The 12,837-nt window shown below is 70.6% G+C and carries 3 protein-coding genes; 2 read left to right on the top strand and 1 reads right to left on the bottom strand.

What is annotated here, in order from left to right; translation table 11 throughout:
• The first annotated feature begins 148 nt into the window (after positions 1 to 148).
• Together ACZ7RU_RS11090 and ACZ7RU_RS11085 are read left to right on the top strand one after the other, a co-directional pair.
• Positions 149 to 3,697: a helicase associated domain-containing protein gene (locus ACZ7RU_RS11090; RefSeq protein WP_470340609.1), complete on the top strand. Its 3,549-nt coding sequence runs from the start codon at positions 149 to 151 to the stop codon at positions 3,695 to 3,697.
• Positions 3,698 to 3,778: 81 nt separating this feature from the next.
• Entirely contained in the window at positions 3,779 to 9,169 is a 5,391-nt protein-coding gene (locus tag ACZ7RU_RS11085; protein WP_470340608.1) for a hypothetical protein, read from the top strand.
• Between the two features lie 336 nt (positions 9,170 to 9,505).
• Here ACZ7RU_RS11085 and ACZ7RU_RS11080 read toward each other — a convergent pair whose 3' ends face one another.
• Complete coding sequence (locus tag ACZ7RU_RS11080; protein ID WP_470340607.1) at positions 9,506 to 12,415, bottom strand: DUF4365 domain-containing protein; 2,910 nt, start codon at positions 12,413 to 12,415, stop codon at positions 9,506 to 9,508.
• Positions 12,416 to 12,837: the final 422 nt, after the last annotated feature.

Raw genomic sequence — 12,837 nt, 5'->3', positions numbered from 1 at the left:
GGTCGTATGATCCCGAGAAGATCGAGGCGTCCGAGAGGGCGGGCGGTGCGGTCGAGCGGATCACCGCACAGGAGCCCGCAGCGGGGCAGCCGGCCCGCCGCTCTCCCGCCCCGCACGTCGCAACACCCGCGAAGGAACCACCCCCTCAGTGTCCAGGGAACCGCGCACACTGCGTGAACACCAGCAGCAGGCGATCGACGCCGCGACGCTGACGCTGGGAATCCTGCCGAGGGCGACGGTGATCGCCGCGTGCGGCACCGGCAAGACCCTGATCGCGATCCGCGTCGCCGAGCACTTCGCGCACCAGGGCAACATCCTGGTCCTCCTGCCCACCCTCGACCTGGTCGTCCAGACCATCCGCCGCTGGCGCGAGGACAGCAGCATCCACCGTATGACCGCGGTGTGCTCCATCGGCCGCACCACCTACCCGGACCTCGCCCGGCACGTCGTCTTCACCACCAACCTCAAAGTCCTCGCCTCCCGACTCGCCGCGCACCCCGGACCCGCCGTGGTCTTCGCCACCTACGCCTCCCTGGAAGTCCTCGAACGCGTCCACCAGCGGCACTACCTGCCCGAGTGGTCAATCGTCGTCGCCGACGAAGCGCACCACACCAGCGGCGACCGCACCAAGGACTGGGGAGCGGTCCACGCCGACGATCGACTGCCCGCAGCCCGGCGCCTCTACATGACCGCCACCCCGCGCCTGTGGACCGCGACGAACACCAACAGGCGCAAGCACAAGCACAGAAGTCCTGCCGACGTCGCCTCCATGAACGACGCCAGCATCTACGGACCAGTCGTCTACCGCCTCACCCTGGCCCAGGCCATCGACCGCAAACTGCTGGCCGACTACCGCATCGTCGTGCCGATCATCCGCGACGAAGACCTCCGAGAAATCCTCCACAGCGCCGAAGCCGCCCCCGAAAACGACGGACTGCGGCTGGCCGCCCTGCAAGTGGGCCTCCTCCAGGCCGTCGCCGACTACGGACTGCGCCGCGTGATCACCTTCCACAGCCGCATCGCAGCATCCGATCAGTTCGCCATCAGCCTTCCCGCCACCGCCGCCGCCATCAACGAACAGAGCGCGCCGCCGCGCATCTGGTCCAAAGCCGTCCACAGCAACCAGACCCCCCGCCGACGCGCCCAGCTCCTGCGCCAGTTCGACAACATGCCCCTGCTCGGCAGCACGGCCCGAGGCCCGCTGGACCACCAGTTCGCCGTCCTGGCAAACGTCAAGACCCTCGGGGAAGGCGTCGACGTCCCCGACGCCGACGGCGTCCTGTTCGCCGACCCCAAGCGCAGCGCCGTCGACATCGTCCAGTCCCTCGGGCGCGCCCTGCGCCAGCCCCCGGGCTCCGGCAAGATCGCCACCCTGGTCATCCCGGTCTACCTCGCCCCCGGCCAGTCCACCCAAGAAGCCATGCGGTCATCGCACTTCTCCGTCCTGTGGGACGTCCTCACCGGACTGCGCGACCACGACGACCGCGTCTTCCACCGCCTCACCGGCATCCGCCGCCGCCTCCAGGACCCCGTCCTCCCCGGCCCCGAACGTGCCGACGAGATCGCCCCCCTTCTCGACCTGCGCACCCACCACATCGAGAGCGGCGAATGGGCGGACGGCTGGAACGCGGCCGTGCGCTTCGTCGACCGGCACGACCACTTCGACGTGCCCAGCGATTACCGCGACCCTTCGTCGGGCTTCCCCCTCGGCTGCTGGGTCGGCCGCCACCGCACCCACTACAAGGCCGGGACACTGCCCATCGAACGGGCGGTTGCGCTCAACGCCCTCGGCATCTCCTGGCCCCACCCGCCGGACAGCTTCGAGCACCACCTGGAACTGGCCACCGCGGCGGCCTCCCGGACCGGAAGCCTCGCCTTCGACCCGACGATCCCCGGCAGTGACCCCACACTCGGCGCCTGGCTCGCCCGCATGCGCAGACAAGCGAGCGCCGGCCGCCTGGAAACCGAACGCATCGACGCCCTCAACGCCGTCGACCCGTGGTGGAACCCCGCGTGGAGCCTGCGCTGGCAGCACACCTACATTCACCTGCGCCACCGACTCGCGACCACCACCTGGACGATCCCGTACCACCCCCAGGCCGACAGCGACACCGGCTGGGAGGGCTGGCTCGACCGCCAGATCAACCGCCGCGACGACCTCCATCCGGGGCAGCGGCACCTCCTGGACCACCTCGCCCGCACCCGCCCCGACGCCCACCCCCACACGATCCTGCTCTCCCGCCCCGCCACCGCACTCGCCTTGGCCTTCAACCGCGGACTGCGCGCCGCCCGGCAGTACCACCAGCGCGAAGGCCACCTGAACGTGCCGCCCGCCCACTGCGAAACCGTCGGCTCCAACCGGGTCCACCTCGGACGCTGGACCCGCCAGTGCCAACGCGACGCCGCCCAACTGACCAGCCGACAGCTCACCGCCCTGCGAGCCCTCGGCATCCACCCGGACCCGCAGTTCCTCGAAGCCCCCACCGGCCCCGCCCTCCCGCAACAGGCCCACCCCGCAGAACCCCCCGCCCCCCTGCCGGCCATGCCCCCCACCCCGCAGATGCCCCCGCAGCGCCCCCGCACGGAGCCCGCCGACACCACGACCGGCAACAGCAAGGACACGACACCGCCCACTTCCGGCACAGACCCCCACCAGGCCGCCACCCGGCCACACCCCGCCATCCGGCCGCCCGCGCCCAGGCCGACAGCATCCCAGGACACGTGGGCCCGCATGCTCGCCGAAGCCGCCGCCTTCTCGGCACAACACGGCCACCTCAACCCCGCCGCAGGCGAACTCGCCCGCTGGCTCTCCCGACAGCGCCACCTGCACTCCACCGGCCGCCTCGCCACCACCCGCCGAAACGACCTCGACGCCCTCGGAATGATCTGGAACAAGCACGAAGGCGCCTGGGAACGCGGCTACGCCCACGCCCGCGCCTACGCCGCCCGCACCGGCCACCTGGCGATTCCCGCCACCGAGCAGGTCGACGGCTACAACCTCGGCACGTGGACGCGGCGCCAGCGAAAGGCCGACCTCACCGCGGACCAGGAAGCGCGCCTCACCGCACTCGACCCGCTCTGGCGCCTGGAACCCGACTGGCAGCGCTCCTACCGCCGCCTCGTCGCCTACCTGGCAGCAGGCGGCCGCCTCACCGGGCCCGTGAACCGCGCCGGCACAGCCGGCGACGAGCACTTCCGCCCCGGCGCGTGGCTACGCAAGCAGACCCGACACGCCGACACCGGCAACCTCAACGCACACCAGATGACGCTCCTGAACTCCCTCGGAGCCTGGCGGACCCTCCCCACACCCGGCAAACCAGCCCCAAACCCCGAGGCGCAGAACAGCACAGGCCGTCAACAACCCCCACACCACCGGCCGCTGGCCGAACCACCAGCCGTGCCCGGCCAACGACCGGAACCCCCCACGAACCGGCCAGCCCGCAGACCGCCGTCCGACCCCACCCCCACCCACCACCTCCCCGCAGAATTCCGCTGGCACATCGAGGCAGCACGAGCCTTCCGGCACAGAGAGGGCCACCTCGACGTCCCACCTGGATTCGTCGAGCGCATCGAACACGCAGAGGTCCGCCTCGGAACCTGGATCGCCCGCCAACGCGCCAAAGTCTTCCAAGGACAACTCCCAGCCCTGCTGATCACAGAACTGGAAGCCCTGGGCATGGTGTGGATACGCAAGTGATGCACGAAGAATGCGTTTCACGAATGCGCAAACTTTCCCAGTGTCCAGATGTATTGGACATCGGGACCGTATAGTGGTGGCGTGACGTCGACCGCGGATCTGCTGCGCAGCACACTGGGGGACAGTGCCTACCGGGCCCTGGAGACTCTGGCCGGCGCGGGCGGGCCCCTGTCCGGCCGCGCCGTGGCCAAGGCGCTCGGCGTGTCCCCGACCACGGCGACGACCGCGCTCGGCAAGCTCCGGGAGGCCGGATACGCGGCCTCCAGCCAGATCGGCCGCGCCAACCAGTGGCACCTCAACAGTGAAAGCGCCGTGCTGCGCACTTGGCTGGAGGAGAGCCGGGCGGGCGCCGACGGCACCTGGGCCCCGGGCTCCGGCGGGGTGAGCCCCTACGCGACCGGCGGCGGGGGCGTCACCTTCGAGCGCAAGGTCGCTGTCCAGTACCTCGCCCACTTGCTCCTCGGTGACGGCGCGGCCGAGCTCGGCGACAGCCGACTGGTGGTGGGGGTGGACTTCCAGCAGTCGCCTTCCCATGCGGTAGACGATCTCGTCGTCCACGCGGCCCGTGCCGACGAGGCCGAGCCTTCGCTGGTGCTCGCCGTCGCGGTGCGGCGCGCACCCGACCTCGTGCAGAGCAGCGAGCCGAGCAGGAAGCTCATCGCCACATTCGTGGAGGAGACCGCCAACGCGCCGAGCGGCGGCCCCGAACACCGGGCGGCACTGGTCGTCGCGGGCCGCCAGGACCACGCAGAGCAGCTCGCCGTCCTCGCAGCCGAAGCCTCCGTGCAGAAGGACGCCCCCAGCTTCTTCGGCCTCATCCGCACCCATCGGAAGTTCCCGGCCGAGGTCCGGACACGCCTCACACACATCGAAAAGCTCGTCGAGTCCGCACTCGCGAAACCCGGGGCACCCGGCCCCGGCCCGCAGCTCGTCGAGCAGCGCACCTGGGAGATGCTGTCGCGGCTGATTGTGCTCATGCCCCGACTCGAGACACCGGACGAGCTGGACTGGGCCGCCGTCACGAACTCCCTGGTCCCCGTCGCCCGCGGCACGGACCTCTACGGGGCCACCCGCCTGCTGGAGCGGCTCGTCGCCCTCGCCGACGAATACCCGCCGAAGGCCGCCACCGTCGACCTGAGCCTCCTGCGGCGCGATGCGCACGAGGTCCTCGACTCGACCGCACGCCGCCACCGGCAGGGCTGGCGGATGCTCGACCACCTCCACGAACGCGCGCTCGCTTCGGTGCGCGAGGAGATCACCACCGAGAGCGCCGACCGCACCGTGCGCCTCGACCGCAGCGACACCGCGGGCCAACTCCTCCAGCTCGTGGAGTCCGCGGCGGCGGTCGTCGTGCGCGGCGAATCCGGCGTGGGCAAGAGCACCCTGGCCGTCCGCGCCCTCACCGACGCCGCCGCGGACTCCGACTCGGTGCAGACGGTGTGCATCAACCTGCGGCACCTGCCCGAAACCACGCTGGAGTTGGAGACCGCACTCGGCACCCCGACGGCCACCCTCCTGCGCGAGCTCAGCGCGCCGCTGCGCCTCCTGGTGATCGATGGCGCGGACGCCATCGCCGAAGGAAAACTGGACCTCTTCCGTCACCTGGTCGACGCGGCGCACCAGGCCGGCCTCACGACCGTCGCCATCACCGCGAACGACGCCCAGCAGGTCGTGTGCGACACCGTCGCCGACTGCATCGCCGCCGACGTCGCCGGCCTCGAGGTACAGCCCCTGACCGACGCCCAGGTGACCGAAGTCGCCGCGGTCTTCACCGAACTGTCGGCCCTCGCAGCAGACCCCCGCTCACGTGAACTGCTGCGCCGACCCATCGTGGTGGACCTTCTCGTCCGCGGCGGTGTCAACGGCACACTCCTCAGCGACGCCGACGCCATGCAGCAGGTGTGGGCGCGCCTGGTACGTCGTCAGGGCCATCCCGAGCGCGGCACCCCGGATGCCCGGGACATCGCGCTCCTGCGCCTCGCCGCCCTGGAACTCGGCCAAGGAGATGCCCTGGAGGTCGTGGGCGCGATCGACCCCACGGCGCTCGCCGGCCTCCGACAGGACGGCCTGCTCCGCACGGACCCGGACGACCCGTTCGCCATCGGCCCGCAGTTCGCGCACGACGAGATCCGGCGGTACGCGATCGCCCGGCTCTTCCTCTCCGCAGGCGATCCCACCGCGAAACTCATCGAGGCCGGCGTGCCGCGATGGGCGCTCGGCGCCGCACGACTCGCCTGCCAAGCCCGGCTCGCCGCCCCCGACACCCCGAAGGCACCCCTGCGCGGCAGGCTCGCCCGCCTGCAGCAGGCCTTCGACGACCTGGTCGCCCACGGCCACGGCGACCGCTGGGCAGACGTGCCCGGTGAAGCACTCCTGACGCTCGGAGCACCCGATTCGGTCCTGCGCGACGCATGGCCGCACCTGACCGCTCACCCCGACACCGGCCTGCAGCGACTCATCCGGCTCGTGGACCAGCGCCTGCACAACGAAACGGGCCTGGTGCGGATCACCGCCGTCGAACCGCTCGTCGCCCTGCTGCTCGACGACGACGAGCCGTGGCAGCGGGGCGAGCACGTGCAGGGCCTCCTGCGCGACTGGCTCCGCGCCGTCGTCGTCAGCGGCCAGCCCGCCGGCTACCCACCGCGCGTCAGGCTGCACGACCGCCTGGTCGCCGCCTGCGCCGCAGCCGACCGCCAGTTCAAGGACACGCAGCAGGCACGCCCCCCGGGCGAGGCCGAAGCAGAGCAGCGCTTCCTGGAGGAGCAGCGGCTGCGCCTGGTGGGCGGCGGACACCGCCGTGCCCGCCGCGCACACAACGAGCTGCCACGGGAGATCACCGACGAGCTCATGGTCGAGCTGCTGGCCCTGCTCGGCCCGGACCTCGGCGAGGACGGCGAGGCCGTCCTTCGCCGCGTCGCCCACCACGCACCGGCGTGGGCCGGCCCAGCCGTGGAGGAGCTGTTCACCGGCCGGGCGCTGGCGAGCTACCGGCGAGGACTCCTCGCCGAGCTGACCGAGGCCTACTACCTCGACGACGGGGAGGACGGCTGGGCTGGTTTCCACGACGAAGGCATCCGCAGCCACCAGGCGCGCAGTTTCGGCGTGAGCCCTCTTGCGGCCTGGTACCGCGGCCCTTTCATGCCGCTGTTCCAGTCCGACTTCCGCAACGGCGTCTCCGTCCTCAACCGCATGCTCAACCACGCCGCGCTCGCCCGTGAACGGACCCTGGCCGATCTCCGCCGCCGGGGCGTCCACCAGGACGACGATCACGACAGCTACGGCGTGGAACTCGATGTCGCCGGAGCCACGCGCACCTACTTTGGAGACGGCCAGGTCTGGCTCTGGTACCGCGGGAGCGGCGTCGGCCCCTACCCCTGCATGAGCGCGCTGCAGGCACTGGAGCGGGTGTGTGACCAACTGGTCGACGCCAACGTCCCCCTGGCCACCCTGGTGGCGATCCTGCTCGAGGACTGCGAGAACCTCGCGATGCTCGGCCTCGTCGTGGGCCTGCTCGTCCGCCACCTGGAGCACACGGACCGCCTGCTGGACCGCTTCCTCACCGAGCCGCTCATCTGGAAACTGGAGTTCGCCCGCGTCGTCGGCGAACAGAGCGGACTCGCGGCCGCCACTGACGGAGTGTCCGCCCCCGAGCGACGCAGCTGGTCGCTGCGGGAGACAGCCATGATGATCGTCTTCCACGCCGACAGCAGGCGCGCGGACGAGCTGCGCCTGCTCGGGCAGGGACTCATCGACACGGCCCGACGTCTGATGGAGGAAGAGTTTGGCGACATCCACGAGACGCAGGTCGTCCAGGAGCAGCTCGCCACCGTCCGCAGCTGGGCGAGCCACCTCGACCGCTGCACCTACAAGGTGCAGCATGTGGACGGGGGAGTGGAGATCGAGAGCACACCCCCCGACGATGTCGTCGAAGCGCTGCAGGCCAGGCACGCCGAATCCGCCCGCACCCACCAGGTCATGCGGCTGAACGTCCGCTACTACGTCAACCCCAAGAAGGGGAAGAACGAACCTGTTGACGCAGCCGACCTGGCCGCCGATCTGGAAGTAGCCCGGGAACTTCTCGGCGACTCCCCGGAGCACAACCCCGCCGGCCAATGGGATGCACCTGCCGCAGTTTCTGCGGCAGCGCTCACGGCACACACCGTGAACGGCGTCGACCTGCCCGTCGACGCACTCCGCTTCGCCGCCGAGACCCTCCTGCGCATCGGCGAGGGCACGCCGGCACCGCGCCCCCACGAGTACGAGGGAACGTACTTCGAACAGGGCGCGGACCGTGCGGCCGCAAGGGCGCTTCCGCTTCTCCTCCTGCCCGCCGCCGCGCCACTGCGCGCCCACATCGACGACGAAGACGGCCCCACGACCTACGAGCGGGCCATCGCCGCAGCACGGACGCTGGCCCGCTCCACGGCCTACGAGGTCCGACTCCACCTGGCCCGCGGCCTGGACCACGTCTGGCAGTCCCCCTGCGCACCCGAGAACGGCGCCTGCCGCCACCACGAGGCAGCGCTCCAACTGGTGACCGACACGATGCACGACTGCCTCCTCGGAGACTGGGACCCGGCCGCCGGCCGACGCAAGGCCGTGCCACTCGACGATCCGGTCGCCCGCTCGCTCGCGGCAGCCGCCGACACCGCGATCTACACGGGCGGGCTCGACGCGGCGATCAGGGCCCTCGGCCCGGCGGCGTCGGCACCGATCTGTGTCGCGGCCCCGGCCCAGGAACTCCTTGCCGTGCTCCTCACCACGCACCGCCGCTCGCTCCTCGCCGCCGAACGCGACCCGGACAGCCGCGGCACCAACGCCCTGGTCGCAGCGCGAGCGCTGCTCACCCTGGCGAACACCGGCAACGACGGGCCGCTCTTCCAGCACATCGACGCCTACGCCGACAACGCAGCACAACTCTCGAACTTCCTCGACGCGCTGTCCTCGGCCGCCGAGGAGTCCGCAGACCGGGCGGCCACCGCACACCGGCTCTGGCCGACACTGATCACCCATGTCATCGCCCTGCACACCCAAGGACACACGCCCTTCGCCGACCGCCGCAGCTACCGATCCTCCCTGGCCTCACTGCTTCCCAGACCGACCCCCGAAGTCGCCTACCTCTACCGGGAGGTACACAGCCACCCCATCGTCTGGTGGGATCCACTGGCCTGGCAGAGCGCGGTCGCCCCATGGGTGTCCCTGGCCCGAGGCCGGTCCGCATGCGTGGACCGGCTCATCGGATTCATCAGCCCCCTACCGGCCGACCAGCAGGCACGTGTGGGCCTTCCGTGGGTCGCCGACCTCGTCCTGGCCGCCCCCGGCCAAGAGACCACACGCGCGTTCCTCCTCACGTCATGGCTGATCGAGCTGCGCCAACCTGTCGTCGACACAGGCATGACGGCGGATTGGCAGCGCGTGGTCGACGCACTGGTAGTTGCCGGAGTGTCCCGCCTCGCGCCCTACTCGGAATGACCTTGCCGGTGCCGATACGACGGCCAGGCGACGGACTGGGCCGAGTACGGCGCCACCGGCGCAGACCAATGGTGCGCCATCGCCCGGAACACCCGAGCGGCCCGGGCGGGCAGGGCAGGCACGCCCCGGCTGCTGCCACGAGGACCGCAGCGCGGCAGGCAGCCCCGCAACGAGCCACAAAGAACAGCCCCCGCTGGCGTTGATTGCCGGGATCTCGCCGCCGGGCGACTGCGAAACCCCCACATACACAGGGACGGCCGCGCCTCGACAACGACGTGGTGAGAGACCGTCACAATGCCCGGGCGTGTGCGGACAACTCCCCTCTGTCCACTCCGGTCAGAAAGCACCGAGGCACTGGACCGGATTTCTGACGGAGGCGCACAGGTGCTCCCGCAGTATCGGCAGGGCCTGTGCGACACAGGTGCTGTCCCCGCCGGCGGTCGGGTCGTTGCCCTGGCCGACGAGCAGAACAGCCAAAGTCTGCGCGACGGCCTCCGGGAGAGCGGTTCCGGGAGCGCGGGTTGCGGTGAGCATCCCTTGCGTGGCGTAGGTGTCGCTCGTGTCCGCTACTGCGCGGCATGTCAGTGCCCGGGTGGCGGCGACGCGGACGGTGGTGTCGGGGTCGGTGAGAAGGCCGATGAGGGCGAGGCTGTCCTGCGGCTCGTCGACGAGCTGCAGGAAGACGGCGGCGTCAGCGCGTTCGAATGAGTCCCCGGTGAGGAGGTGCGCCGCCCAGGCCTTCCGCTGTTCGACGGACAGGATGCCGAGACCGGCCGCGAGCCAGGCCATCGCACCACCAGTGGGTGTCACTCCCCACGGCGCGTCGCCGACCCCGCCCGGCGGCGTACACCACTGGGCTGCGGCGGCCGCGAGCACCTCTCGGACGTGGGTCGGAACACGGTCGATGTTCTGGGCGAGGTCGAAGCAAGCCTGACGCCGGTAGACACCGTGGGCCTCATTCAGTCCGATCAGGTCCGTAACCGGTGTCCAGTTCGCGGCGGCGGGGTGGGCGAGGTGGACGGCGATCAGCTGATCGGCCGTATGCGATCCGTTGCTCATGAACGTGCCGTCCCGTACCTGCGCGATGAGTTCCCGCAGGCGAGATGACAGGTGAGCCACCATGCGGGGCGCGACGCCGGCGTCGAACGAGGAGGCGCCGCAGAGCAGGGCGACGGCTACGGGATCGCCGTGGTCGCAGGCGTGCTGCAGCAGCACCGTGCGGGCATCGGGGTTAGTGCCGATCCGCCCGAGCATGATCAGCGCCGTGCCCCGGTCCGCATCCAGGTGCTGCTCGGCCATCGTCCGCCACGAGGCCCCGGCGTCCGCCTCGGACAGGACCTCCTCGTCCAGTCCGACCACCACTTCCCGAAGAGGCTGCCGGATGGCGACGGAGCCCAGCCCAATCGTGAGGACCCAATCCCGGACCCTCCGGTGAGCAGCAGCGGTGGCGGCGGGCAGCAGCCCTGCCACCGACTGCAGCACCGTGAACTCGACGGTCAGGGTCTGCCGTACCTTGTCGGGCACAGCTGTCGTCCCGGTCAGCAGGGACAAGCAGTGTTCGACGGCGGCGTCCGCCACCTCGGGGGGAAGGAGATCGCCGGCCTGCTGCCACAGCTCCATGCTGGTACGGAACACCCGCTCGGGCCATACCGTACGGGGAACCTCGGCGGCGGCCTTCGCCAGCTCGGCCAGCGGCCCGGTCGCCCTCAACCGGGCCGCCGCACGTCCCAGCGACGCGGCGTCACCGCTGACCCACAGCAGGTTCACGGCCGCGCCGGCCACGTCGTCGTCGATGCGGCCGGACCGGGTGTTGTCCATGAGGACCTGGCGTCCGAGCAGCGCGGTGCAGACACGCCAACTGCCCACGTGGGCGCACAGCGAGGCGTTCCAACGGGCAGCCTCCAGCGAATCGTCCACCTCCTGGGCCGACCGGACGACATCGCCCTGCTCCCAGGATTCGAACGAGTGGTCGCTCGCCCAGCTCAGGGAACGGGCCAGGGTCTGGCTGCGCCACCACGAGACAGCGGTGTCGGAGGTGGTGATGAGTTCTTTGAGGTCCCGATCGGGTCGTTCGGACCTGCGGAAGACGATTTCGGCGGCCGCCGCCGCGAGTGCTGACGCGGTGGGATCTGCGGGTGCGGTCAGTAGCACCAGCTGTGCTGTGGCCGCGTCCCGCAGAGCTGCCTCGTTGTCGTCCAGCTCGTCGTGGACGCGGGAGCGCTGCACCAGGAGCCAGGCATGGTCCGTCGGCGAGCAGTCGTCCTTCTGCAGCTCCGCGTTCAGCACCGTCAGGGCGCGGGCTGCCTGGTCGTTCTCCAGCAGGACACAGACGGCCACCACGATGGCGGCCGCGCGTCCTGCAGGGGTGGGGGCGCTAGGCGCGGGCTCGGCGGGTTTCGGGGTGCCGGCTTTGCGCCTCGGGGGCTTGGGAGTGTTCGCCACCGCCAGGGCGGCTTCGGCGGTGCCTTCTTGAACGGCGTCCGCGAACGCGCCCACCAGCCGCCAGCGCCAGTCGGGGCTGGCTTTCGCCTCCACCAGTGACGGCACCGTGGGGTTCTGCTTTGAGAACAGGTCCGCATCCGTGAAACGGAACTGTGCCAGTAGCGCGGTGTATTCATCCGCACCGATGGGATGGCTGCGGCCCGTGTTGCGGTGTGGCGCGATCAGCCGGAGCGCGATCAGGGCGTGCCGCAGCCGGTCCCCGGCCGGCACGGCCGTCCCGTCGACGAGCCAGGCACTTCCCTCCCAGGACGTCCGCTCCCGTTTGCTGGCCGCAACCTCCAGCAGAGCGGGGAGACAGCCCGCATCGAGGACCTGATCCCGGGGAACGAGAAGCTTGAAGCCTTTCCCGGTGCTCTGCACGTCCTGCGGCAACGCCTGCGCCCAGTAGGAGGTTCCGGAACCCAGATCGTGCAACACGATGATCACCGGAAGGCTGTGACGTGTCCAGCTGTCGAAGTGCTCCGAGTCCTCGTCCCGGTACCACCAGCCGGTCACAGTGCCGGTGCCGTCTTTCTCCGGCGATCCGAAGTAGGAACCCTTCTGGTCGACGTGAGAGCTCTTGACCTGAACACCCATCAGGAGGCCTGTGTCGAAACGGCGTGTGTCTCGCATCATGACCAGAAGATCCAGGCCCAGGTCGAACTCTGTCGGCACATCGAGAGGGGCCTGGTTGAGTCCGGCCAGCTGGGACCGCACCCGCAACTCGCCAGCGTTTCCCGCCCCGCTGGTGGTTCCCGCGCGCATCCGTCCGCTCCCTTGCCGCCGACCTTGAGTCATTACACGCTACGGCAGTTCGGCAGCTAGAACCGCACGCCGGGCGTACGTGCGAAGCAGCCGGAAGGGCCTCGGAGGGGCCGTCACCGGCAATGGCGGAGAACCGGGCCGGGACCGCTCTGGCGGTGTGGGTACCACCAGCCTTCGAACCGGGCCACCGGCGGCGTATAAGACCGGGGAGTCACCCCGTCCATGAGCAGCGCGGCCCGAACTCTGCGCCGCAATTTCACACATGAGCGACTTCACTCACTGGCATGCCTGCTGACCAGCACGACGTGATGCCGCGCGGGCAGCCCAGCGGCCACGGCGAGAGTGCGCCGCACTCCAGCACAGCAGGTCCGGTTGCGGTCAGACGGCCGACAGAGGAACTCAACCAGGGCCAGGCGTCCGAC

The organism is Kitasatospora sp. NPDC114501 (assembly GCF_055633695.1).
Note: the sequence above shows the minus strand (reverse complement) of the source record. Positions and strands in the feature narration are given on the sequence as shown.

Excerpts from the sequence above, each read along its gene's own strand:
- ACZ7RU_RS11080 (WP_470340607.1), bottom strand. The coding sequence starts at position 12,415 with ATGCGCGCGGGAACCACCAGCGGGGCGGGAAACGCTGGCGAGTTGCGG.